The sequence below is a fragment of the Micromonospora arborensis genome (genome assembly GCF_003205615.1).
In the GTDB taxonomy this organism is placed as follows: domain Bacteria; phylum Actinomycetota; class Actinomycetes; order Mycobacteriales; family Micromonosporaceae; genus Micromonospora; species Micromonospora arborensis.
The window spans coordinates 134,427-156,853 of the sequence record NZ_PYBV01000005.1 but is presented as its reverse complement, the minus strand read 5'-3'; the positions used below and the strand labels follow the sequence as shown (position 1 = coordinate 156,853).

The window sequence follows — 22,427 nt, the reverse complement described above, 5'->3', positions numbered from 1 at the left end:
CCAGAGGGATAGCTCTGCTGCGGATCGGCGACTCCTGCTCAGCCGGCGGCCTCGTCCTGCGCCCGCAACCCGTGCAGGTCGTAGCTGAACTCACCGGCATCCAGCCGGGCCCGCAGCCGGGTCTCCTTCTCGATCCGACTCCGCGTCGCGGCGGCCACCTCGGCCGCACTCCCCCGCGCCACGACCACGGCACCGTCGGCGTCGAGCACCACCACGTCCCCCGGGTTGACGGTCGCCCCACCCACCCGGACCGCGACATCGAGCGAGCCCCGCTCGCGCTTGGTCGCGCCTCGTACCCGGCGCCACCGGGCCCAGATCGGCAGCCCGAGTTCTCGGAGCTCGTCCACGTCGCGCACCGCCGCGTCCACCAGCAGGCCAGCCGCGCCCGCGACCTTGGCCTGGGTGACCAGCAGCTCACCGACCAGGGCGACCGGGGCGGGCTCGGGCATGGTGAGCACGAGCACGTCGCCGGGGCGGACCAACGTCATCGCCTCGTGCACGGCCCGGTTGTCGTCCTGACCGCAGCGGACGGTCCGGGCCACACCGGCGACCCGGCTGCCCGGAACGACCTGGACAAGGTCGACGTCGAGCAGGCCACGCCGGCCAGCAGCCTCGTAGACGGTCGCCACCCCGCCGGCGGTCAACGTCTCGATCACGCCCGGCCCGACGACCGCCACGTCGCGAAGCTCGCTCACAGTGCCCCCACCACGTTCGGGATCAATCGTTGGAACGCCTCGGCCTGTCGAATGGTGGCGTCACCGGTCACCCGGCGGGCGTGGTTGCCACGCTGATCAGCCCGCTGCGTGTAGTACTCGCGCAGGTAGCCCTGGGCGCCCATCGACGCCATCGCCTCCTGCTTGGCCAGCATCACATCGGTGATGTCGACGAAGACGGTGGGGACGAACCCGCACAGCTCGGGCTGGTGCGGTTCGAAGACCAGGAACTCCGAGGGCGGGGCCGTCCGGAAGCCGCTGGACACCCCAGCTCCCGCGGTGAGCTGCCGGGCGGTCGCCACCATGGTGTGCGCCACCGGGTGATCCGGGTTGAACGGGTCGCGGTCCGGGTGGGTGAGCACCACGTGCGGCGCGTACTCCCGCATCAGCGCGGCCAGGCGGTCGACGTCCTCGTCCCTGATCCGCAACGGGTAGTCGCCCAGATCGAACGTCTCCAGACGGGCACCGACCGCGGCGGCGGCACGCTCCGCCTCCGCGTGCCGCAGCCGTTTGACGTTCTCCACCGTCTGGTTCGGGTCCTTCCAGAGCTCGCCGGACTCGCCCCGTTCCCCGTAGGAGAGCGCCAGCACGACGGCTTCGCCACCCGCCGCGGTGTGCTTGGCGATCGCCCCGGCGGCCCGCCAGACGAAGTCGGCGGAATGAGCACCCACCACAAGCATCCGCCGCGCGCTCATGCTGGCACCGTCGCCCTGGGCGTCGCCAGACGACGCGAGTTGACCACCGCCATGACGTGGATCTCCTCATCGGTGAAACCGGCGTCGAGCAAGCGGTCGGCGAAGAGCGCCAGACCGTCCTCGACCGGCGGGTTGAAGGGTTGCCCGAGGTCGCTGGAGAGGACGGAGTGCGCCACGCCGACCGCCCGGATGGTCGCGAACAGCTCCGCCCAGGCGACCTTGCCCGAGTGCGGTGTGGTGAAGCAGCGTTCCAACAGGGCACCCGCCTCGGCCAGCTCCCGCTGCTGCTCGGCCGGCAGCCGCTGGGAGGTGAACTCGGGATGGGTGACCACGATCCGGCGTACCCCCTCTTCACGGGCGGCCCGGACCACGGCGACGATCTCGGCGCCGCTCAGGTGGCCGGTGGCGAGTGCGATGTCATGCCGGGCGATCACCCGAAACACCTGGCGTACCCGCTCGAGGACGCGCCCCTCGTCATCGACGACCTCGACCGGCTCCGGCACGATGCCCTGGCTGTGCAGGTCGGCTTGGAACGCCCCCCACATCGCCGGAGTGGCGCCCGGCAGATCGGTGGCGGTGTTGCGCCGCTGGTTTCCGGAGTCCACCGTCGGCATCCAGACGACCCGCGCGCCCTGCCGTGCGGCGACCTCGACGGCGACCGGGTTGATGCCGCCCATGGCGCCGTTGAGGGTGATCGCGCCGAGCGCGTCGACGCCGGGGACCACTTTGCGGACGACCGCCGCCCGCTCGGCCGTGGCCACGTAATGGGACTTGAGGACGAAGCCGGCGAGCCCGACCTCGGCGCACCGGTACGCCAGATCGACATCGTCGATCCGCCGCGCCATCACGTCGGGGGCCACGTGTACGTGCGTGTCGTAGGCACCGCGGACCAGGTCCCGGGCCCGGGCGGACGGGACAGGGTGATCAGACATCGTGCTCCTTCGAAAAGTCTCCGCGGCTCCGCGGCTCGACTGTCCATTGTCAACCTACCGGTAGCTGCGGAGACACTTGCTTCGCAGGGTCCATGAACAGGAGTCCGCGAATCGGTGCGGTGACAGCCAAGGCGATCATCATCTATGATCATCCACCGGCGAGAGCAATGTGGACAGACCTGACTCAAGCGGTCTGCGCCAGCGCCGTCCCCAAGACTTTCAAGCTGGAGGCAGCACATGTTCAAGCGCTCGCGTGCGCTGGTGGTTACGTTGCTGGCGGCGGCCCTTGCCGTGACCGGTTGCAGCGGTTCCGATGACAAGAGCGGCGACCCGACCGGCAAGGAGACCGACAAGGTCGCCTACATCACGGCCTTCGGCGCTGTGGGTCGGGACGCGTTCGCCTGGGTGGCGAAGGAGAAGGGCTACTTCGCCGAGGTCGGCATCGAGGTCGACATCAAAGAGGGCGCCGGCAACCAGCAGAACCTGACGGCCCTCAAGTCCGGTCAGGTCCAGTTCGGTGCGCTCGACTTCACCGGTGCCGTGATCCAGGCGGGTAAGGGTGAGTTCACCGACTGGCGGGCCATCGCCGCCGTACACCAGCAGACGCTGATCTCGGTGATGACGACCAAGGACACCAACATCACCACCCCGAAGGACCTGCAGGGCAAGACGATGGCGACCGGCGCCGGGTCGGTGACCGAACTGCTCTTCCCGGCCTTCGCCCGGCTGGCCGGGTTCGACCCGACGACGGTGAAGATCGAGGGCGTCCAAACCACGGCGCTCAACGGACTCATGGCCAGCCGGAGGGTCGACGCGCTGGGCACGTTCCTGCTCAGCCGTGGTGCGCTGCAGGCCGCGTCCAAGAAGGAGGTCGTGGTGCTGCCCTACAGCGACTATCTGCGGGACCTCTTCGGCAACGCGATCATCACCACTCCCTCGCTCATCGAGAAGGACCCCGACCTGGTGCAGCGATTCACCAACGCGGTGCTCAAGGGACTCCAGTACAGCATCGAGCACCCGGACGAGGCCGCGGCGATCCTCAACAAGGCGAAGCCCAGCTATTCGGTGGCAGCGGGCAAGGGTGAGATCGATGCGATGTCCCCGCACGTTCGCCCCACGGGTGGTGCCCCGATCGGCTTCATGGATGAGAAGCAGGTGGCTCGGACCATCACCGTCCTGCAGGCCGCCAGCCTGATTCCGCCCGGCCTGACTCCCGAAGAGGTCATCGACCCGAGGTTCGTGAAGAGGTCCTGACGAAAGGCGTCACCCACGGAGCCACCGAACGTGGGCCGTGACCCCTGCGGCCCACTCTCGAACCTCAGGAAGATCATCGTGACTGACCGCCTCCCGCCGTCACAACGCTGGCCCCACGTCGGGCTGCCCGCCCTCGGCTCGGTGCTGACGATCGCGCTCTGGTGGCTGGCCACCTGGGCCTTCGACATCGAGCCGTTCTTCCTGCCCGCGCCCCCGGACGTGGTCGACGCGTTCGTCCGGCTCCCCGGCTACCTCGCCGAGCAAACCATGGTCACTCTTTTGGAGACCGTCATCGGGTTCGGGATCGCGGCCGTGGGTGGGCTCCTGCTCGCCGTCCTGCTCGCCGCGTCCCGGACGGTCGAACGGATGTCCCTCCCCATGATCGCCGGAATCAACGCGGTGCCGAAGGTGGCGCTCGCACCGCTGCTCCTGGTCTGGATCGGGTTCGGCTACGAAACCAAAGTCGTGATGGTCGTGCTGCTCTGCTTCTTTCCGATCCTGGTCTCGACCATGGCCGGGTTGACCTCGACCCCGAACGAACTCGGCGAACTCGCCCGGTCCCTCTCCGCCTCGTGGTGGCAGACCTTCGTGAAGGTACGACTGCCGTGGGCCCTGCCGCAGGTCTTCGTCGGACTGAAGGTCGCGACGTCGCTGGCCATCATCGGCGCGACCATCGGCGAGGTGATCAACCCCGATGCCGGGCTCGGCTCGGTGATCGCCAGTTCCGGCCAGTCCGCCGACACTCCACTCGCGTTCGCGGCGCTGACCCTGCTCGCACTCATCGGCGCGCTGCTCTTCTACCTGATGGCCGGCCTCGAACGTCTCCTCGCCCCGTGGGCACGGGCGATCTCGTCGTAGTCTCGACCGTCCGTACCTGGTGGATCGACCTCGCGTACAGCAGCACCAGGGGAAACGGCACACCGACGGTGCCGGTCCGCCGACGTCCGCTGGGGACGTCGGCGGACCGGCTTCAGCGTACGTCGGCGGTGGTCCAGCGCGGGGAGGCGTTGGTGACCTCGACGATGTCACCGACCAGCGTGGTCACCGCCTGCGTGGCCCGCTGCACGCTGGTGCCGACCCAGAGTTCGACGTCGCCGGGCTCCACCACACGGGTGAACGTGCGGTCGGAGAAGGCCAGGCGGGTGGTCGGGACGGTCAGCTCGACCGTGACCGACTGGCCGGGCCCCAGGTGGACTCGTCGGTAGCCGAGCAGCTGCGCCACCGGCCGGGTCACCGAGGCCACCAGGTCACGACCGTAGAGTTGAACCACGTCGTCACCAGCGACCGCGCCGGTGTTCGTCACCCGCACCGTCACGCCTACCGCCCCATCGGTGGGTACCGTGGTGGGCACGGTGAAATCGTCGTACGCGAACGTGGTGTAGGACAGGCCGTGGCCGAACGGCGCTACCGGGGTCGCCGGCAGGTTGGTCACTTCGTTGCCCGTACCGAGGGTGGGGTGCAGGTAGGAGTACGGCTGGGCGCCGGCCGACCCGGGCAGGGTGACCGGCAGCCGGCCCGACGGGTTGACCCGCCCGGAGAGCACTCCCGCGATCGCCCCGGCGCCCTCCTCGCCCGGGAAGAACGCCTGCACCACCGCCGCGCAGCGCGACAGCGCCCAGCCGACCGTGTACGGCCGGCCGGTGACCAGCACGAGGACAACCGGCGTGCCGGTTGCCAGCACCGCCTCGACGAGTTCGCGCTGGACGCCGGGCAGCTCCAGGTCGTCCCGGTCGCAGCCTTCGCCGACCGTGCCGCGTCCGAAGAGGCCGGCGTGGTCGCCAACGACCAGGACGGCGACATCCGACGCGGCGGCCGTGGCGACGGCCTCGTCGAAGCCGGATCGGTCGTCGGTGTCCACGTCGCAGCCGCGTGCCCAGGTGACGAGATCGCCGCCGAACTCGACCCGCATCGCGTCGAGCACGGTCGGCACCTCGATACCCGTCTCCACGCCGGGGTGCTGGACGAGAACGTGGTTGAGGAACGAGTAGCACCCGAAGAGCGCACCCTGCCGGTCGGCGTTCGGGCCGATGAGAGCCACCCGTCGTCCCGCCGGCAACGGCAGCGCGCCCTGGTTGGCGACCAGCACGATCGATTCCTCGGCGAGCCGGCGGGCGATCGACCGGTGCTCGGGCGAGTCGAGGTCGATCGCCTCAGGCGGCTCGTCGGTGAAGGTCGCGTCGAGCAGACCCAGGTCCAGCTTCTGGCGCAGCACCCGCAGCACCGCGCGGTCGATGAGCGCCTCGTCGAGCTTGCCCGCCCGCACCGACTCCCGCAGGGTCAGATAGGCGTCACCGGTCGGCAGTTCGACGTCGACACCGGCGCTCAGCGCCTGCCCGGCCGCCTCCGCGTGGTCGCTCGCCACGTGGTGCAGCAGGTTCAGGAACGCGACCCCGTAGTAGTCGGCCACCACCGTGCCGTCGAAGCCCCACTGGTCCCGCAGGACGCCGGTCAGCATCGTCGGGTCGGCGGCGACCGGCACCCCGTCGATCTCGGCGTACGAGTGCATGACACTGCGTGCGTCGCCGTCGAGGATCGCCATCTCGAACGGCAGGAGGAGCACGTCGGCCAGTTCCCGCCGGCCGGCGTGCACCGGGCCGAAGTTGCGCCCGGCGCGCGAGGCGGAGTAGCCGGCGAAGTGCTTGAGGGTGGCGTGCACCCCCTGCGACTGCAGACCACGCACGTACGACGTGCCGATGGTGCCGACCAGGTACGGGTCTTCGGAGATGCACTCGTCCACCCGACCCCAGCGGGGGTCACGGATCACGTCGAGCACCGGAGACAGCCCCTGGTGGATGCCCAGGGTCCGCATCGAGGCGCCGATCGCCGCAGCCATCTCGGTGACCAGTTCGGGGTCGAACGCGGCCCCCCAGGCCAGCGGGGTGGGGAAGGTTGCCGCCTTCCACGCCGACAGCCCGGTGAGGCACTCCTCGTGAACGATCGCCGGGATGCCGAGCCGGGTGCCCGTGACCAGCTCCCGCTGGAACTTCCACAGCCAGGACGCGCGTGCCGCCGCGTCCAGGGGCCGGGTGCCGTAGGGGCGGGTGAGGTGACCGAGCCCGTGCCGGGAGAAGTCGTCGAGCTTGAAGACGTCGCCGAACTCTCCCTGCAGCGGTGCGACCGCCTCGCCGTCCTCCTTCTCCCAGAAGCCGACGACCTGGGCGATCTTCTCCTCGATCGTCATCCGGCCGAGCAGATCGCGCAGGCGTGCTTCCCCGCCGAGCCCGTCCGGTCGGCCGTGGTCCCGACCTGTCTGGGCCGGCGCCGGCCCGTCCACCAGCGTGTGGACCTCAGTCATGCTGTGCCTTTCTCTGGTCGTGCTTGGTACCGCTGCCGCTCAGCCCTTGACCGCACCCTGCAGGCCACCGACGATCTGCTTCTCCGCGAGCGTGAAGAAGAGCAGCGCCGGCAGCATCGCCAGCGAGGTGAAGGCGAGGACGCCTGCGGTGTCGGTGGAGTACTGGCTGGAGAAGTTCTGCACCCCCAGCGGCAGGGTGTGCAGGTTGACGTCGCTGAGGACGAGCAGCGGCAGCAGGAACGAGTTCCAACTCGCCACGAACGCCAGGACGCCAACGGTGACGAGCGCGGGCCGTGACAGCGGCATCGCGATCCGCCAGAGGAAACCGAGCCGACTCGCACCGTCGATGGCGGCCGCGTCCTCCAGCTCTCTCGGGATGGCCGACAGGAACGGACGCAGGATCACGATCGTCAGTGGCAGTGAGAAGGCGACCTGCGGGAGGATCACCGCGTAGTAGGAGTTGATCAGGCTCAGGTCCCGCAGCATGAGGTAGAGCGGCAGGATCGCCGCCCCGGCCGGGAACAGCAGGCCGAGCGTGAAGAAGGTGTAGAGCCCCTCCCGCCCACGGAAGGAGTAGCGGGCGAGCACGAACGCCGCGGCCAGCCCGAGCACGACGACGGCGAGCGTGGTGCCGAGGGAGATGACCGCGCTGTTGAACGCCTGCCGCCAGAAGTTGCTCTGGGTCAGCACCCTCACGTAGTTGTCGAAGACGAACGGGTCGGGCAGGCCGGCCGGGTTCGCGACGATCTGCCGAGTGGTGCGGAAACCGCCGATGACCACGTAGATGACCGGGGCGATCGACACTGCCGCGACCGCGAGCGCGAGCGCGTAGGTCAGCGGTGTGCCCCAGGACACCGGACGGCGCCCGGTGGACGGGGAGGGAACGGAGTTCACAGCCATCGTCACTTCGCCCTTCCGGTGATGGCGCCCTGGATGTCGCGGCGAAGCAGGAACCGCTGGAACAGCAGCGCCGCCACGAAGGAGATGACGAACAGGATTACCGCCACGGCGTTGCCGTAGCCCCACAGCCGGGCGAAGAACCCGTTGTCGACCATGTACGTCGCCATGGTGGCCGATGCGCCGAGCGACCGCACCGCGGGCACCGAGGTCACCCAGATCATGTCGAAGATCTGCAGTGAGCCGATCATGGACAGGAACATCCAGATCCGGATCGTCGGGCCGAGCAGCGGGATCGTGACGTGCCGTTGGATCTGCCACCAGCTCGCGCCGTCGATGGCCGCCGCCTCGGTCAGCTCGTCGGGCACGTTGGACAGCCCGGCGAGGAGCAGGATGATGGCGAAGCCGACGTACTTCCAGGTGAGGACGGCCAGCAGGGTCCAGATGACCAGGTCCAGGTCGGCGAGCCAGGCGTGCACCAGACCGCCCATTCCCAGTGATCGCAGCAGGGCGTCGACCGTGCCGTTGCCGGTCAGGAGCAGCTTCCACATGATGCCGACGGTGACCTCGGCGAGCACGTACGGCACGAACACCAGCAGGCGGAACACGGCGCGCCCACGGAAGCGACGGTTGAGCAGCAGGGCGATGCCCAGGGCGATCGGGCCCTGGATCAGCAGCGACCCGAACACGATGATGGCGTTGTTGCGCAACGCGTCGAGGAAGATCGGGTCCTGGAAGGCGAGGGTGTAGTTCCGCAGGCCGACGAACTCGGTGGGCGGGCCGACCCCGCGCCACCGGAACAGGCTGTAGTAGACCGCGAAGCCCATCGGCACCAGCACGAACATCACGTAGATGACGACGGCCGGCGTGGTGAGCCCGATGATCTCGTACCACTTGCGGCGGGTCTCGGCTCGGCGGGCGGACGCGCGCCCGGCCCCGTCGGGGCCCGCCGGCGACGCGGAGGCGCCGCCGGCGGGCATACGGATCTGGTTGGCGGAGGTCACTTGCTTGCGGCCGCCTTCATCCCTGAGACGACCTTCTCAGGCGTCCCGTTGCCGGCGAAGATAGCGACGACGCCGTCGTTCATCGCGGTGCCGACGGTGCTGCCGTACGCCGTGTCCAGCCAGAGCTGGACGTAGCTCGCTGCGGCGGTGGCGTCCGAGATGGACTTCAGTGCGGGGTCTTTCACGCCGGCCTCGGCGCCCTTGACGACGGGCAGGCCCGTGCCGGTCTCGGCATAGCCCTTCTGCACCTCGGGGCTCGCGATGTACTTGAGGAACTCGACGCACTCGGCCGGGGCGTTCTTGGAACAGGAGAACCCGTCGCCACCGCCGAGGGCCGCCTTGGGGTCACCCGGGGATCCGGAGATCGCCGGCACCGGGAACCAGCCGAGGAACGTCGCGAGCTTCGCCGGGTCCGTGGCGACGGTGTCCAGCGTGCCGCGGTTCCAGTCACCCATGAGTTCCATCGCGGCCTTGCCGTTGGCGAGCATGCCGTTGGCGCTGGTCGGGTCGTTCTGGCCGGGCGTGGCGATGAAGTTGGGCTGGAACGGCTTGGTGTCGATGAAGGCCTTCAGGTCCTGGCCGGCCTTCAGGAAGCACGGATCGTCGAAGGTCTTGTCCTTCGCCGCCTTCTTCAGGGTGTCGACAGAGCAGGCGCGCAGCGCCATGTTGTACCACCAGTGCGCGGCCGGCCACTTGTCACCGGCGCCCACGGCGATCGGGATGACGTTGATCGCCTTGAGCTTGGTGACCGCCGCGTTGAGCTCTTCGAAGGTGGTCGGGGGCGCCGCGATGCCCGCCCTGGCGAACATCTCCTTGTTGTACCAGATGCCCTCGATGCCCATCCGGAACGGCAGACCGTACTGCTTGCCGTTCACCTGCCAGATTTCCGCGGGGCTGCCGATGCTGGCGACCTCGGTCTTGGTCTGGTCGGTGATCTCCTTGAGATAGTCGGCCTCGACCTGCTCGGTCATCTCGCCGCCGCCCCAGGTCATGAAGATGTCCGGCGGGTCGCTGCTCAGCAGCGCGGCGGGGATCCGGGTGCGCTGGAGCTGGTTCGTCTCGATCGCCTCGATCTCGATCTTGACGGTGGAGTGGAGTGCGGAGAAGTCCTTGGCGACCTTCTCCCAGTAGGTCTTGCCTGGCCCGTCCTGTGAGGCGTTGTGCCACCAGGTCAGGGTCACCGGGTTCTTGTACAGCTCGCTCTGAGGGGATTCCTCGTCGCCGCCGCCGCTACACCCGGCGACAACGAGAACACTTGTCATTAGCAGTGCCAGGACGGCACCCGCACGTCGATTCGTTGCCATCGATGTCTCCTCGACTACTCAGTCGCGGTACTCGGCTTTCCGGCGAAGTTTTACAGTCATGTAACTTGATGTCAATCGGTATCGATAACGTTTTCGAGTCGCTCGTGACGCGGCCGAGACGGGGCCCTATCATCATCGACGTGGTGTTTCAGGAGCGCGTCAAGATGTCGGATGTCGCACGCACAGCCGGCGTCTCGGTCGCGACCGTATCGAAGGTCGTCAACGGCCGATACGGCGTGGCCCAAGCCACCGTGCTGCGCGTCCAGCAGGTCATCCACGAGCTCGGCTACGAGGCGAGCCTGGGGGCGCAGAGCCTGCGCAGCCACCGCACCAACGTGCTCGGCATCCTGGTCGCCGAGTTCGAGCCGTTCTCGACCGAGTTGCTCAAGGGGGCGTCCCAGGAGGTCGCGGGCAGCGGATACCAGTTGCTGGCCTACTCCAGCGGCGACGGCGAAGGAACCGCCGTGGGGTGGGAGCGGCGCTCGCTCGCCCGCCTCTCCGGCACTCTCATCGACGGGGCCGTGATCGTCACACCGACGGTGGTCGAGACCAAACACGGCTTCCACGTCGTGGCCGTCGACCCGCACACCGGGCCGTCCGACCTACCCACCGTCGATTCGGACAACTTCGCCGGCGGCGTGCTGGCGACCAACTACCTGCTGTCCCTCGGCCACCGACGGATCGGGCACATCAGTGGACGCACCGACCTGAAGTCGGCGCGGCTGCGCGAGGCCGGCTTCCGCCAGGCGATGGCCGACGCTGGCGTCCCGGTGGACGAGCGGCTCGTCCGCGTCGGCGGGTTCCGGATCGAGAGCGCCGCCGGCACCGCCGCGGAGCTTCTCGCCCTCCCCGACCGACCGAGCGCGATCTTCGCGGGTAACGACCTCTCCGCGATATCCACGATGGACGTGGCACGCGGCATGGGCCTCTCGGTGCCCGACGACCTGTCGGTGATCGGCTTCGACAACGTCCCGGAGTCGGCGCTGGTGAACCCGCCGCTGACGACCATCATGCAACCGCTGCAGCGGATGGGCGCCGAGGCGTTGCGCCTGCTGGTCGACCTGATCGCCGGAGTCGAACGGGACACCCACATCCGACTCCCCACCGAGCTGGTCATCCGTTCCTCCTGCCGCCCGCTGCGCTGACACCCGCAGCCGGGCAACCGCACGGCCCGCGGCGCCTCCCCGCTGGCGAACCGCCAGCGGGAAGGCCGCACGGCGGACGTCACGCGAAGTACGTCGACCAGAGGTTGTGGGTCGGCCAACTGGTCACCGCGCGGGAGGCGGCCCACAGCGCGGGGTCGATGTCGCCGTAGGCCAGCCCGGACTCGTCGTCGCGGCGGTTGAACACCGCCGCCCAGCTCAGGCCGTGATAGGTGCGGACCACGATGCTGTACGTGCCCGGCAGGCTGCCGGTGTGCCAGGTGTTACGCCCGGTGCCGCCGGTCGTCACCGGACGCACCTGCCAACCCAGGCCGTAATACCAGCCGTCGGCGTTCACACCGGTCGGGTTCGGCACCGCCCAGGCCCGGCCCAGCGACGTGCTGTTCAGGATCGGACTGCCGGCGTCGAAGGCCGACGCCCAGCGCACCAGGTCCACCGCCGAGGCGATCCACCCGCCGTTGGCGTCGTGCAGTCGCATGCTGAACGTGCCGTACGGCGAGTCCACGATGGTGCCGGAGTTGTCCAGCACGGTCGTGCCGGTGTACTGCGACTCGTACCCGACCTCACCGCTGTGCCGGGCGATCGAATACCCGTTCGCCATCCGGGTGATGCCCAGCGGCGCCAGCAGCTTCTGCCGGACGTACGTCTCGTAGGGCTGGCCGGTCACCGCCTCGACCACCCGGCCGGCCAACAGGTAGCCGTAGTTGCTGTAGGACACGTACGAGCCGGGGTCGTGCAGGAGTGGCTGGCCGGACATGAACCGGACCACGTCGGCGTGGGTCAGCTCCAGCGGCACCCCGAGCGACCGGGCGATGATCAGGTCCTTGGACAGGGGGTCGAAGTTGGTCGCGTCCCGGTCCCAGCCGCCGGTGTGCTGGAGGATTCGCCACAGGCTGACCTTGGCCATCCGCGGGTCTACCGCCTGGCCGGCCGGCGGGGTCAGGTCGACATACTTGCCGACCGGGTCGCCGAGGCTGAGCTTGCCGTCCTGGGCGAGCCGGAGCAGCGCCGCCGCGGTCAGGGACTTCGACAGACTGGCCACCCGGAACAGCGACGTCGGCTGGATCAGCTGCACGGACTGGTTGCTGTAGCCGCGGGCCAGCACCAGCCGACCCTTGTAGGTCACGGCGAGTTGCCCAGCCGTGACGTGCCGGGCCTGCATGAAGGTCTTCATGGCGTTGTCGAAGGCCGACAGCGCGGCCACCGTCGTTCCGGTCGTCGTCCAGGCGGGCAGCGGTGCCGCCTGGCCCGGCGACCCGCCCAGCGTGGCGGCGACGAGGGTCCCCGCACCCGCCGCGCCCACCAGCTTGCCGAAAGCGCGCCTGCTGACAGTCGTCCCGTTCATCCCGTGCCCTCCCAAAGATCAAGATCAGTGGCAGGCTACGGGATGTGATCTTCCAACGCTGCCCCACAGAACCGAGACGAGTCATCCGGAGGTGGTGAAGGTGAGAAAGGTATCGGGGGGCCGGTTGTCGGGAGTGGGGCCGTCGTGGATTTCCCACGCATCCCCGACGACCTGGGTCGCCACCTGCGACCAGAACGCTTCGACGCCAGAGTTGTAACGCTGAAAGGCGATGCTCCACCGGCCCGGGAACAACGAGATGAGCTGACCGGCCGCGGCACGACCAACGCCCGTGCGGCGCAACGCGCGCACGACGAAGAAACCAGCGATGGACGTACCGCCGTCCTCGGCCGGGGTCGTCATCACGAAGCCCGCTGTCCGGCCGGCCGCGGTGATCAACCACGCCCGGCGTTGCGCGTCGACACCGGCGAGAAACCGGTCGAGCGGTCGGTCGTTGAACGTGCCGTCGTCATTCGGGAGGTGACCGTAGGCCTCCGACAGATCATGACGGTACAACTGACCCAGATTGCCGAGCACCGCCCGGTGCGAACGGTCGACCGGCATCAGGGCGACGGGACTCGACGGCGGTCGAGATGGAATCGCGGCGTCCCAGGGCATCCGGGCAGTCTCTCATGTCGGAAGCGCGTCCTCACCGGCTGCCGCCGAGAGCCCTTACCCAACACAGCGCTGAGCTTCGCGCCTACGGCTGGAAGTACTCCGACATCAGGGGCTGACCCTGGAGGCACGCGTCGCCGAAGCGCTCGTCAACCGTGATCGTGCTGCGGACGGCACCGCAGTTGTCGGAGTGCTGAACATCCGTCCTGTCATTGCGGACCGTACCTATCGGGGTGATCTCGACCGGTGCAGCCCCACGCTCTCCACCGAACAGGCGGCATGACCGGCACGCCGAAGATCGACAGAAGTGCGCGGAGTCGGAGACTCTTGGCCTCTTCGTGGGGTCAGGCGTGGGCGACCGCACTGGGGCACGAGCAGGCGCGCTGCCCGCATCATGATATCCCGGATCGGCCTTGTTCTCGGGGTCGTGCATGGTGCCCCGCAGGGTTCGGCCGTACGACACCGCCGCCTGGCGACCGGCGGCAGCCGGGACGGGTCGCGAGTGTCCAGGCGCGTTGATCCACTCCAGATCGGCGATGTGGGGGTAACCCGGCGGGTGCGATGCCGCCATGTCGCCGAACTGGTGTCGATCAACCACCCACCGCCCGCGCCGGCAGGCGGACCACTGCCCGACCTACGTCGCTTGGTTCGGAGTGCCCGATGCCGCGCTGCGGCATGGACCCTTGCAAATCTCAGGGCAGCTCTGGCGTCGCCTGCCAAACAGCCCCGTGCGCTGCGGGGAGCAGACCGGCCATACCAGGGGCTGATCTAGTCGTCACGAATACCCGGAGGCAGTGCAGCCGCTGATCCGAGCGCTACCGCTCTACCACAGCATCGAGCTCGTCCGCGAACCGGCGCTGGGCCACCTCAGCTGGGATCTGCTGATCCCGGCCTGCTACCTCGTCGCCTTCGGGTCGATCGCGATGTATGTCGCCGTCCGTCGAATGACCTGGGCGATGCTGCGCTGACGATCGTCGGCACGGACACCACCAGGGCTGTCCCTAGGCCATCGACAAGCGCGCCATGATCGGATCAGCCGCTTCGGCGGTTACCCCACTGGCGCGGGCTCTGGACCGAGCCGCGACCGCCGAAGTGCTGACCCTTTCCATGCGGTTGCGGCGAGGCGACCTTGCCCTTCGCGCGTCGGGCAGCCCGATTGGCGGGAGCGGCAGGCTCGTCGGCCTCGGCCGTGGTGTCGGCATCCGCCGCCTGGGCGTCTTGAACGGGCTCGGGTTCGGGCATCGGTGTCTCCCTGGATTCGTGGGGCGCCCTGCGGACCATCGGCAGCCGACGGACGCGGACCACTCGACGCCAGCCTGGGCGCCTTGACGGTATCGCAACACCGAACCCGTCCGGTCGACGGTCTCCGGCCCGCGTACGGGTGGCAACCGCCCACCGCCGATTCGACCTCGCGCTCAGGGACCCGAATCGATTCGCACCCGTCACTTAGAGTCGAGTGGGTTGAGACGGACAGGCGTCTCGACGGTGCGATGACGTCCTCACCGAAGGAGCTCGATGATCCCCACCGCTCACCGGCCCGCCACCGACGTGTCCCGGGTTCCGCCGCCGAGCCGCAACGCACGGATCGCCGGGTACGCCTCCGCCGCGGCTGCGGTGATCGGCTTCATCCCGCTGCACCTGGTGTGGGCGTTCGAGGTGCCGCTGTTCGCGAACGAGGCCAAGTTCCACGACTGGTACGCGGACGGCGGTGGCGCGTACCTGTTCGCGCTGTGCGGCCTGGCGGTGCTGCCCGCGGTGCTGTCCCTCGCGCTGGTCCGGCCCTGGGGCCTGGTGTTCCCCCGGTGGGTGCCGATGCTGGCCGGTCGCCGGGTTCCCCGGCACCTGCTGGTGATCTCGGGTTACGCGGTCGCCACCCTGCTGCTGCTGTACTCCCTCTACGCCGTCGTGCTGACCATCGTGCAGTTCGGCAGCCCCGAGGTCATCTTCAGCCCGTGGACCGGCGTCTACGGCATCATCCAGTTCATCCCCTGGTGGCTCGGCCTGTTCGTGGCCACCCGGTCGTACGCGGCACGGACCACGCCTTCCCGCCCGTGAGTACGGGCGATGCCATCAACCAGATGACGAATCCCGGAAGGCCTACTTCGCTGGCGCGCGGCGAGCGGGCGTCGCCTGGTTGACGGATAGCATAATTGTGGCGTGCGTTCCAAAAGCGACATTTCGCGGTTCACGCGTCGCCCGGACCGGCTGACGGCTTTCAGCGACGGCGTCTTCGCCATCGCCGTGACGCTTCTCGTGCTGGAGATCCAACCTCCACAGAACTTCGGGCATCTGCTGCGGGGGCTCGGGGCACCACGCTCTGGACGGCGGCATTCCTGTTCAACATCATTTGGGCCCGTCTCCGCCGCGCCAAACTACTGGACCCCGGCCTCGGGCCTCTCGGCCTCCACGCCATCGGCCGCCGATTCGCGTTCGCGCTGATCTGGATCGGCCTCGGCATCCTCGTCGGAGCGTTCGCGCCGATCGCGGGTGTTGCCATCATCGCCGGCTTCCTACCCGCCTACTACCTTCCCATCCGCGGTGAATACGGCGAGGAAGTCGACGCCACCGAGCGACCGAACTGATCGGCTTCTCAGGCGACGGCGGTGGCCATTCGGCGTACCGCCTCGGTGATCAACTCCGGTGCGGTGGCCAGATTCAGCCGGACATGACCGGCACCACCGGTGCCGAAGGCCAAGCCGGAGTTGAGGGCCACGCGGCCACGGTCGAGGAACACGGCGGCGGGGTCGTCGCCGAGGCCCAGGGCGCGGCAGTCCAGCCAGGCGAGATAGGTGGCCTGGCCGGGGTGGTAACGGATGGCCGGCAGGTGCTCGGTGAGCAGCGCGGAGAGGAGCCGACGGTTGTCGTCCAGCCCGATCAACAAGGCGTCGAGCCACGCACCGCCGTCGCGCAGGGCAGCGGTGTGGGCGATCACGCCGAGGTGACTGGTGCTGACGCTGGCCTCGAACGGCACACGGGCGATGTCTTCGGCCGCGGCCGGGCCCGCGATCAGCAGCGCACCGCGCAGGCCCGCCAGGTTCCACCCCTTGGAGGCGGACATCAGCGACAGGCCGTTCTCGGCGCCAGGCACCGAGAGGTACGGCACGAAGCCCGCTCCCCCGAGCACCACCGGAGCGTGGATCTCGTCGGCGACCACCCGCACCCCGTGCCGGTCGGCCATTCCAGCGACGGCGGCCAACTCGTCGGCGGTGTGCAGGACGCCGGTCGGGTTGTGCGGGCTGCACAGCAGGTACGCCGCCGGCCGCCCACCGGCCCGCGCCTGCCGGAACGCGTCCTCCAGCGCGCCGAGATCTATCCGCCGGTCTCCGCCGAGCGGCGCCTCCACGATCCGGCGGCCGGCGTGCGCCACGAACTCGTAGAACGGCGGGTAGACCGGGCAGTTGACGACCACCGCGTCGCCCGGCTCGGTGAACAGCCGCAGCGCCTCGACGACGCCGTGCATCACGTCGGGCACCAGCGCGGTGCGCTCCACGGCCAGCCCGTCCCAACCCCACCGCCGTCGGGCGAACTCCGCCAGCGCCTGCGGGTACGCCGTGCCGGCGGTGTAGCCGGTGTCACCGCGGGCGACGGCGGCGGTGATCGCTCGCGCGACCGGCTCGGCCAACGGCACGTCCATCTCCGCCACCCACAGCGGCAGCACGTCGTCCGGGTACTCCCGCCACTTGAGGCTCGTCCGTTGCCGGAGCTGGTCGATCGTGAGCTGGCGAAGGGGATTCAGCGGGGCACCACTCAGCACGCCACTCATGGTTGAAGCCTATTCCGCTCCGTCCCGGCCCGCGCCGGTGCCCGACCGAAGGTATCGGCCGACCTGACCGTCCCCTCGGCACAGGTCAGAGTGGGCGAGAGAATTCCATCCGGTCAGCGAAGTTGTGGTAGCCCGCCCGTTCGAACCCCTTGACCATGGCGATGTTCGCCGCGTCGCAGTCGCCACGGATCTCGGTGGCGCCGTTCTCGGCCAGGATCCGGGTGCCCCGGGCGACGACTGAGGTGCTGTAGCCCTTGCCCCGGTGGGCGGGGGCGACACCGACGAAGCTGATCACGGGGAAGGCCGGGCTGTGGGCGGGCAGGCTGATCACGGCCGGGGTGCCGTCGGCGTCGTACCCGATCTCCCACCACTGCGGCTCGTGCGCGAACTCGGTGGACTCCTCGAACAGCAGCTCGGCGGCCTTACGGAGTCCGTGCTCCCGCACGTCGGCGGCGAGTAGCGCGTCGGCGGTGTCCGCGAGCAGGGCCTCCAGCAGGTCGATGAAGGGCCCGGGTCCCAGCTCGGTGAGGGAACGGAACCGCAGCCGCCCGTCGTGCGCGGGCAATTCACCACCGGCCAGCCAGCGGAAACGTCGACCGTCGCGGGCCACGGCGAACCCGGCTCGACGTAGCAGTTCTGCCCGCTGTTCGGGGTGGCGTTGGAACTGCGGCGCCTGGGCCGGGGAGTCCACCACGTGGCCCTGCTCGGTGGCGCCCAGTTTCCTGGCCAGGTTGGCTGCCTCGGTGAGCAGCGCGAGCCCGACGGTGAGCTCCGGGTCGTCCCAGGGAGCTTCCACGAGTACGACGTCGCTGGGTACGTCGTTGCCGGGCATGGTCCAGAGCGCCACGGCGCCGATCAGCGTGTCGCTGTCCTCGGCCACCAGGCACCATTCGGTTCGGGTGCACCGCTTGGCGAGCAGGTCGGTGAGGTAGGTGCTGGTCGCGGTGTTGCGCTCGGCGTCGTCGGGATACCGGACGAGGCCGGGGATATCGTCGGGGCGGGCAACGCGGATCGTGGTCACAGCAGCGGTCCTTCGGTGGGGTTGTCCGGGAGCCTACGCAGGGTGCGATCGAGGCGACCAGCGACGGTACGACGACAGCCAGGCCGCCGGCCCGGGGTTCTCCTCGCTGAACTCAACTATCGACGCCGACGGAACAGCGGGCGAGTGACATCCACTCACTCGGCACTTCGGCCTGGCGCTCGCCTGGGTGCGGAATCTCGGTGGAGCAGGCGGGTCCCGATCTGTGAGGATCAGGTCGTGTCCGTCCCTGCCCGTCAGATCCGTGCTCGCTACTCGGCCGACACCATCACTGTGTACCAGGCGTATCCCCCGCAGATCGCGCTGCCGGCGGTGGCAGCCGGCCGTTTCGTGGCCCCCTTCAAGCGGGACCGGATGACGTGGATCAAGCCGTCGTTCCTGTGGATGATGTACCGCTGCGGCTGGGCCACCAAGCCAGGGCAAGAGCGCGTGCTGTCCATCGACATCACGCGGGAGGGTCTTGAGTGGGCGCTGGCACGAGCCTGCCTGAGCCACTACGACCGCGACCTGCACGGCGACAGGGCGACCTGGACCCGGCAGCTGAAGACCAGCCCCGTACGAGTGCAGTGGGATCCGGAACGTTCACTGCAGCTGAAGGCGCTGCCGTACCGGTCGCTGCAGGTCGGGTTGTCCGGCGAGGCTGTCGACCGATACGTCGACGAGTGGATGGTGGCCATCACGGACATCACCCCCACCGTGCACCGCGTGCGGGACCTTCTGCGCCGCGGCGACGAGCAGGCGGCAGCAGCTCACCTGCCGGTCGAGCAGGTCTATCCGCTGCCGGCCCAGATCGTCGCCGGCCTCGACGCCAGCCCGGACGTCACCGCCGGATCACGGCGACTCCAGGCATCACCCGACGGCAAAGCCAATGCTGGTACGGGCCAGCAGGAAATCCTTCGCAGTCGCTAATGTCGCCATCGTGAGCAATCACCACGACGGCGCATGGACGCTGCACCGGCGCGACGATGGCGAGGTACTTGCTGACCTCGTGGTGACCGGTGGCGACTTCCCATGGCTGAACGCCCGTATCGATCCGAAGGAAGGGCTTGCGGAGGTCCGGCCGCTCTTCGCCACGGAACTGCGGCTACTCGACCGCATCGACGAAGACATCGACTCCTGGGAGCGCGCGTACGACGCGGTACAGGATGCCGTGACGCTTCGGTACCCGGACGGCCGGAAGGTTCCTGAGTTCCTTCTCCACGTCGACGGCGACGAGGCGTGGTGGCGGTGGAGCGACGAGCCGTTTGACGAGAAGGACGGCTAGGCAACGCGCATCGCCGACGCCCGAAGAGTGGTCCCCTGCCGGAGATGGCGTTACCGGAGGTGCTGTCGCACCCAGACCAGTGTGGCGTCGGCGATCTCGCGCCAGCCGCTGTCGATCGGCATGGAGTGCCCCCGGTCGAGGAACTCCTGGTAGTCGGTGACGGCCGGTGCGGCGGAGTAACGCTTGACCGTGGCCTTGACGACGGCTCGATGTGCGCTGTGGTCCTTTCCGCCGGCGATCATGAGCAGTGGTCCCCGGCCTGGGTTGGCAGCGTCGATCGTGGCGGGTGAGCGTCGGGAGAGGTTCGCGGACACCAGCTCGAAGACCGGCCTGCCGGGTGATGGGATGGCCCACTGCCGGTACAACTGGTCGGATTCGATGGCGGTGAGCGCATTGCCGTGGCTGTAGCGGAACTGCCGTGCGGTCAGCGACAGCGCCCGCCACCGGTTGGCCGGGTTGCGCAGCAGGGGCCAGCCCACGGGAATGCTCGACGGCGCGAGGTTGGCCACACCTTTGATCGGTGGAGGTTGCAGCGCCACCGCCGCCGCTGCGAGGCCCTGATCGAGGAGTCGCTGGGCGACCAGTGCGCCGGTCGAATGGCCGATGACGACCGGCCGTCTGCCGAGCGTGCCGATGATCTGTGCGTAGTGCGTGACGATGTCGTCGATGCCGATGCCTGCGACCCGGTCGGGCTCTTGCCGCGCTTCTGCGACTGTGCTCGGTTCTCCCGGCCAGCCTGGATTCATCGGGTCATACCCCGTCGTCCGAAACAGCTCGACCCAACTGGCCCACGACGCGGCGTGCAGGAACATGCCATGGACGAACACGACCGGCGTGGCTGTCGCTGCCATCTCTTCCCCTCCCGTGGGCATCCGTACCAGGCGCCGCGGACGCCGGCACAAGCCTCTAGTCGACCGCCAGAAGCGAACGCGCCCCGCCGATCACGCGTGCTCATGCGGCTACGTTAAGAGCCGACGCACCGGCATGAGGCAACGTCTCCTGGTCTAGGGTCCCTGAGATGGTCATGAGCGCGCAGGACGTGGTGGGCGTGATCGAGTCAGACCCGGGAGCAATGAGAGTCCTTCGGGCTACGGCCGACCTGGGGTTACCGGACTGGTGGATCGGTGCCGGCTTCGTACGCAACCGCGTCTGGGACGTGATCAGTGGCCTCCCGGTCTCGCCGGAGCGCGACGTGGATGTCGCCTACTTCGACCCGGAGAAGCTGGACCCACGCGAGGACGCACGCGCCGAGGCCCAGGCCATGGTGGCCCTGCCTGAGGTGCCGTGGGAGATTCGTAACCAAGCGCGGATGCATCTGCGCAATGGCGATGAGCCCTACACGTCCGCCCTGGACGCGATATCGCGCTGGCCCGAAACGGCGACGTGCGTCGCGGTGACCCTGCGCGACGACTGTGTGCGCCTGGTGTCCTGCCACGGTCTGGCTGACCTGGCGGGAATGGTTGTCCGCCCGTCTCCGGCCATGAACAACGCAGCGGGCCGCGCGACGGTGCTGCGCCGCGTGGAGGTCAAGGGATGGCGCCACCGATGGGCCGGACTGCGGCTGGAGATCTAACCGGCACGGACCTCACCTGACCACGTCACCGCGCGCTGCCAACGGCAGTTGACTTCACTCAGCGCTCGCCGCCGACGAGCTACGGCAGCGGTTTCGCCCTAAGCGGTCACTCCTCCGGCGCGATCAGCCGGTCGTCGGTGGCGTCGCGGACCGTGATCGCCTCCACCGGGCACGAGTCGGCGGCGTCGAGGATGACCTCGGCCGGGGCGACGACGTCGGCCAGCGGCGCGGACAGGCCGTCGACCAGGCGGAAGTGCTCGGGCGCGGTACCGGCGCAGATGCTCGTGCCGATGCAGCGACGCGAGTCCACCCCGATCCGCCACGCGGCACTCACCAGGCCACCGGCATGCCGAGCAGGCCCCGCACCAACATGCCCCGCTTCCACTCCAGCTCGACTTCTGGCACGGCGAGCCGCAATCCGGGCAGGCGAGTTACGAGGGTGGCGACGGTGACCTGCAACTCCATGCGGGCCAGCTGCGCGCCGACGCAGTGGTGTACGCCGTGCCCGAAGCCCAGGTGCGGGTTCTGCTCGCGGTCGAGATCCAGCCGGTCCGGGTCGGCAAAGACGGTACCGTCCCGATTCGCCGACGACAGCGAGCCGAGAACCGGCTCACCTGCCCGGACCAGCACCCCGCCGACCTCGACGTCCTCCTTGGCGTACCGGGCGAAGGAGGAGCCGACGCCGAGCGGCACGTACCGCAACAGTTCCTCGACCGCAGCCGGCACCAGCGACGGGTCGGCCCGGAGCCGAGCAAGCTGGTCCGGATTGTGCAGCAGCACGTAGATGAAGTTGGGGATCTGGGTCACCGTGGTCTCGTGGCCGGCCGCGAGCAGCCCGCTTGCCAGCTCCACCAGCTCGGTCTCGCTGAGCCGATCCTGATTCTCGTCCCGGGCACGCACCAATGCGCCGAGCAGGTCGTCGATCCCCGGCTCGCGGCGGCGCTCGGCGACCAGATCACCGATGTAGCCAAAGAGATTGTTCAGGTACTCCTGGATCGTCTCCACAGGCAGGGAGGTTGTCGAGACGATCGCCTCGGACCAGATGTGGAAGCGGTCACGGTCGGCGTACGGGACCCCGAGCAGCTCGCAGATCACCTGGATCGGCAGCGGTGTGGCGACGTGCTCCACCAGGTCGGCCGGAGGACCGAGCCGGACCATGTTGTCGACCAGTACGTCGGCGATCTCCTGGGTTCGGGGTCGCAGCGCCTCGACCCGACGTGCCGTGAACGCCTTCGCCACCAGCCGGCGCAGCCGAGTGTGATCGGGCGGGTCCATGGTCAGCATGCCGCTGTACTGCTGGCGCGCTGTGAGCCTGGGCTCGTCGCGCTGCACGGCTGGGGCGCGGCCGAACCGCACGTCGCCGAGGACCGTACGGACGTCCTCGTACCGGGTGGCGAGCCACGCCTCCTCGCCGTAGGGAAGCTTCACCCGGCTCATCGGCTCGTTCTCGCGCAGCTCGCCATAGGTCGGATCGACGACGAGGCGGTCGGGCACACTGAACGGGTACGGCCGCGCGGGCGGAACGGATCGGCTCTCGGTGGTCTGCGCGCTCTCCGTCATCCGGATTCCCTTCG

Annotated in this window: 24 protein-coding genes; 9 read left to right on the top strand and 15 right to left on the bottom strand. The window is 69.0% G+C overall.

Annotation, left to right across the window (positions count from 1 at the left end; translation table 11 throughout):
- Positions 1 to 38: 38 nt before the first annotated feature.
- From C7C45_RS03785 to C7C45_RS03775, 3 genes are read right to left on the bottom strand one after another with little or no spacing between them, the layout of a single operon-like run.
- On the bottom strand, positions 39 to 695 hold the full coding sequence (locus C7C45_RS03785) for an RraA family protein (RefSeq protein WP_208641056.1): 657 nt from the start codon (positions 693 to 695) through the stop codon (positions 39 to 41).
- Positions 692 to 1,408, bottom strand: coding sequence for a PIG-L deacetylase family protein (locus C7C45_RS03780; protein ID WP_110562230.1), 717 nt, complete (start codon positions 1,406 to 1,408; stop codon positions 692 to 694). Before C7C45_RS03780 ends, C7C45_RS03785 begins: the two co-directional genes overlap by 4 nt.
- Positions 1,405 to 2,340, bottom strand: coding sequence for a DUF6282 family protein (locus C7C45_RS03775; protein WP_110562229.1), 936 nt, complete (start codon positions 2,338 to 2,340; stop codon positions 1,405 to 1,407). The genes C7C45_RS03780 and C7C45_RS03775 overlap by 4 nt, the downstream gene beginning before the upstream one ends.
- Positions 2,341 to 2,577: 237 nt before the next feature.
- Between C7C45_RS03775 and C7C45_RS03770 the strand changes: the two genes are divergently transcribed.
- Positions 2,578 to 3,594, top strand: a complete 1,017-nt coding sequence (locus C7C45_RS03770) for an ABC transporter substrate-binding protein (protein ID WP_110562228.1) — start codon at positions 2,578 to 2,580, stop codon at positions 3,592 to 3,594.
- A 78-nt stretch (positions 3,595 to 3,672) separates the two neighbouring features.
- Positions 3,673 to 4,452: an ABC transporter permease gene (locus C7C45_RS03765; RefSeq protein ID WP_110562504.1), complete on the top strand. Its 780-nt coding sequence runs from the start codon at positions 3,673 to 3,675 to the stop codon at positions 4,450 to 4,452.
- A 112-nt stretch (positions 4,453 to 4,564) separates the two neighbouring features.
- Here the strand turns inward: C7C45_RS03765 and C7C45_RS03760 are convergent, their stop codons facing one another.
- From C7C45_RS03760 to C7C45_RS03745, 4 genes are read right to left on the bottom strand one after another with little or no spacing between them, the layout of a single operon-like run.
- On the bottom strand, positions 4,565 to 6,889 hold the full coding sequence (locus tag C7C45_RS03760; RefSeq protein WP_110562227.1) for a beta-xylosidase/alpha-l-arabinosidase: 2,325 nt from the start codon (positions 6,887 to 6,889) through the stop codon (positions 4,565 to 4,567).
- 39 nt (positions 6,890 to 6,928) lie between these two features.
- Positions 6,929 to 7,795 (bottom strand): carbohydrate ABC transporter permease, encoded by an 867-nt coding sequence (locus tag C7C45_RS03755; protein ID WP_110562226.1) that lies wholly within the window; start codon positions 7,793 to 7,795, stop codon positions 6,929 to 6,931.
- Positions 7,792 to 8,790 carry a carbohydrate ABC transporter permease gene (locus C7C45_RS03750; protein WP_110562225.1) on the bottom strand — a complete coding sequence of 333 codons (999 nt, stop codon included), beginning with the start codon at positions 8,788 to 8,790 and terminating at the stop codon, positions 7,792 to 7,794. The genes C7C45_RS03755 and C7C45_RS03750 overlap by 4 nt, the downstream gene beginning before the upstream one ends.
- On the bottom strand, positions 8,787 to 10,094 hold the full coding sequence (locus tag C7C45_RS03745) for an extracellular solute-binding protein (RefSeq protein WP_110562224.1): 1,308 nt from the start codon (positions 10,092 to 10,094) through the stop codon (positions 8,787 to 8,789). Before C7C45_RS03745 ends, C7C45_RS03750 begins: the two co-directional genes overlap by 4 nt.
- A 140-nt stretch (positions 10,095 to 10,234) precedes the next feature.
- Between C7C45_RS03745 and C7C45_RS03740 the strand changes: the two genes are divergently transcribed.
- A complete protein-coding gene (locus C7C45_RS03740; protein ID WP_110562223.1) occupies positions 10,235 to 11,239 on the top strand; it encodes a LacI family DNA-binding transcriptional regulator in 1,005 nt (334 codons plus the stop codon).
- Positions 11,240 to 11,318: 79 nt separating this feature from the next.
- Here C7C45_RS03740 and C7C45_RS03735 read toward each other — a convergent pair whose 3' ends face one another.
- Positions 11,319 to 12,602, bottom strand: coding sequence for a serine hydrolase domain-containing protein (locus tag C7C45_RS03735; RefSeq protein WP_110562222.1), 1,284 nt, complete (start codon positions 12,600 to 12,602; stop codon positions 11,319 to 11,321).
- Between the two features lie 81 nt (positions 12,603 to 12,683).
- On the bottom strand, positions 12,684 to 13,217 hold the full coding sequence (locus C7C45_RS03730; RefSeq protein ID WP_208641054.1) for a GNAT family N-acetyltransferase: 534 nt from the start codon (positions 13,215 to 13,217) through the stop codon (positions 12,684 to 12,686).
- A 791-nt stretch (positions 13,218 to 14,008) separates the two neighbouring features.
- Between C7C45_RS03730 and C7C45_RS33890 the strand changes: the two genes are divergently transcribed.
- Positions 14,009 to 14,182: a hypothetical protein gene (locus C7C45_RS33890; RefSeq protein WP_167454635.1), complete on the top strand. Its 174-nt coding sequence runs from the start codon at positions 14,009 to 14,011 to the stop codon at positions 14,180 to 14,182.
- Positions 14,183 to 14,246: 64 nt separating this feature from the next.
- Here C7C45_RS33890 and C7C45_RS33510 read toward each other — a convergent pair whose 3' ends face one another.
- A complete protein-coding gene (locus tag C7C45_RS33510) occupies positions 14,247 to 14,456 on the bottom strand; it encodes a hypothetical protein (protein WP_146247259.1) in 210 nt (69 codons plus the stop codon).
- A gap of 273 nt (positions 14,457 to 14,729) precedes the next feature.
- On the opposite strand from C7C45_RS33510, the gene C7C45_RS03720 reads away from it, so the two are divergent.
- Together C7C45_RS03720 and C7C45_RS34760 are read left to right on the top strand one after the other, a co-directional pair.
- On the top strand, positions 14,730 to 15,269 hold the full coding sequence (locus tag C7C45_RS03720; protein ID WP_110562219.1) for a hypothetical protein: 540 nt from the start codon (positions 14,730 to 14,732) through the stop codon (positions 15,267 to 15,269).
- Positions 15,270 to 15,371: 102 nt separating this feature from the next.
- Entirely contained in the window at positions 15,372 to 15,653 is a 282-nt protein-coding gene (locus tag C7C45_RS34760; protein ID WP_244200230.1) for a TMEM175 family protein, read from the top strand.
- A gap of 151 nt (positions 15,654 to 15,804) precedes the next feature.
- Here the strand turns inward: C7C45_RS34760 and C7C45_RS03710 are convergent, their stop codons facing one another.
- Complete coding sequence (locus C7C45_RS03710) at positions 15,805 to 16,977, bottom strand: MalY/PatB family protein (protein WP_110562218.1); 1,173 nt, start codon at positions 16,975 to 16,977, stop codon at positions 15,805 to 15,807.
- 85 nt (positions 16,978 to 17,062) lie between these two features.
- Positions 17,063 to 17,998 (bottom strand): GNAT family N-acetyltransferase, encoded by a 936-nt coding sequence (locus tag C7C45_RS03705; protein ID WP_110562217.1) that lies wholly within the window; start codon positions 17,996 to 17,998, stop codon positions 17,063 to 17,065.
- Positions 17,999 to 18,235: 237 nt separating this feature from the next.
- On the opposite strand from C7C45_RS03705, the gene C7C45_RS03700 reads away from it, so the two are divergent.
- The gene (locus tag C7C45_RS03700; RefSeq protein ID WP_244200229.1) at positions 18,236 to 18,925 is read left to right on the top strand and encodes a DUF4291 domain-containing protein; all 690 of its coding nucleotides are present in this window, start codon (positions 18,236 to 18,238) and stop codon (positions 18,923 to 18,925) included.
- Between the two features lie 10 nt (positions 18,926 to 18,935).
- A complete protein-coding gene (locus C7C45_RS03695) occupies positions 18,936 to 19,280 on the top strand; it encodes a hypothetical protein (RefSeq protein WP_110562216.1) in 345 nt (114 codons plus the stop codon).
- Positions 19,281 to 19,330: 50 nt separating this feature from the next.
- Here C7C45_RS03695 and C7C45_RS03690 read toward each other — a convergent pair whose 3' ends face one another.
- Complete coding sequence (locus tag C7C45_RS03690) at positions 19,331 to 20,131, bottom strand: alpha/beta hydrolase (protein ID WP_110562215.1); 801 nt, start codon at positions 20,129 to 20,131, stop codon at positions 19,331 to 19,333.
- A gap of 167 nt (positions 20,132 to 20,298) precedes the next feature.
- On the opposite strand from C7C45_RS03690, the gene C7C45_RS03685 reads away from it, so the two are divergent.
- Complete coding sequence (locus C7C45_RS03685; protein ID WP_110562214.1) at positions 20,299 to 20,853, top strand: nucleotidyltransferase family protein; 555 nt, start codon at positions 20,299 to 20,301, stop codon at positions 20,851 to 20,853.
- 106 nt (positions 20,854 to 20,959) lie between these two features.
- On the opposite strand, the gene C7C45_RS03680 is transcribed toward C7C45_RS03685, so the two are convergent.
- Both C7C45_RS03680 and C7C45_RS03675 read right to left on the bottom strand, forming a co-directional pair.
- Positions 20,960 to 21,187, bottom strand: a complete 228-nt coding sequence (locus tag C7C45_RS03680) for a ferredoxin (RefSeq protein ID WP_110562213.1) — start codon at positions 21,185 to 21,187, stop codon at positions 20,960 to 20,962.
- On the bottom strand, positions 21,184 to 22,413 hold the full coding sequence (locus C7C45_RS03675; RefSeq protein WP_110562212.1) for a cytochrome P450: 1,230 nt from the start codon (positions 22,411 to 22,413) through the stop codon (positions 21,184 to 21,186). The genes C7C45_RS03680 and C7C45_RS03675 overlap by 4 nt, the downstream gene beginning before the upstream one ends.
- Positions 22,414 to 22,427 lie beyond the last annotated feature (14 nt).

What these genes read in the sequence shown, in the direction of transcription:
- C7C45_RS03780 (WP_110562230.1), bottom strand. Translation starts at nt 1,408, where the DNA reads ATGAGCGCGCGGCGGATGCTTGTGGTGGGTGCTCATTCCGCCGACTTC.
- C7C45_RS03775 (WP_110562229.1), bottom strand. Translation starts at nt 2,340, where the DNA reads ATGTCTGATCACCCTGTCCCGTCCGCCCGGGCCCGGGACCTGGTCCGC.
- C7C45_RS03770 (WP_110562228.1), top strand. Translation starts at nt 2,578, where the DNA reads ATGTTCAAGCGCTCGCGTGCGCTGGTGGTTACGTTGCTGGCGGCGGCC.
- C7C45_RS03760 (WP_110562227.1), bottom strand. Translation starts at nt 6,889, where the DNA reads ATGACTGAGGTCCACACGCTGGTGGACGGGCCGGCGCCGGCCCAGACA.
- C7C45_RS03745 (WP_110562224.1), bottom strand. Translation starts at nt 10,094, where the DNA reads ATGGCAACGAATCGACGTGCGGGTGCCGTCCTGGCACTGCTAATGACA.
- C7C45_RS03735 (WP_110562222.1), bottom strand. Translation starts at nt 12,602, where the DNA reads ATGAACGGGACGACTGTCAGCAGGCGCGCTTTCGGCAAGCTGGTGGGC.
- C7C45_RS03730 (WP_208641054.1), bottom strand. Translation starts at nt 13,217, where the DNA reads ATGCCCTGGGACGCCGCGATTCCATCTCGACCGCCGTCGAGTCCCGTC.
- C7C45_RS33510 (WP_146247259.1), bottom strand. Translation starts at nt 14,456, where the DNA reads ATGCCCGAACCCGAGCCCGTTCAAGACGCCCAGGCGGCGGATGCCGAC.
- C7C45_RS03720 (WP_110562219.1), top strand. Translation starts at nt 14,730, where the DNA reads ATGATCCCCACCGCTCACCGGCCCGCCACCGACGTGTCCCGGGTTCCG.
- C7C45_RS03710 (WP_110562218.1), bottom strand. Translation starts at nt 16,977, where the DNA reads ATGAGTGGCGTGCTGAGTGGTGCCCCGCTGAATCCCCTTCGCCAGCTC.
- C7C45_RS03690 (WP_110562215.1), bottom strand. Translation starts at nt 20,131, where the DNA reads ATGGCAGCGACAGCCACGCCGGTCGTGTTCGTCCATGGCATGTTCCTG.
- C7C45_RS03685 (WP_110562214.1), top strand. Translation starts at nt 20,299, where the DNA reads ATGGTCATGAGCGCGCAGGACGTGGTGGGCGTGATCGAGTCAGACCCG.
- C7C45_RS03675 (WP_110562212.1), bottom strand. Translation starts at nt 22,413, where the DNA reads ATGACGGAGAGCGCGCAGACCACCGAGAGCCGATCCGTTCCGCCCGCG.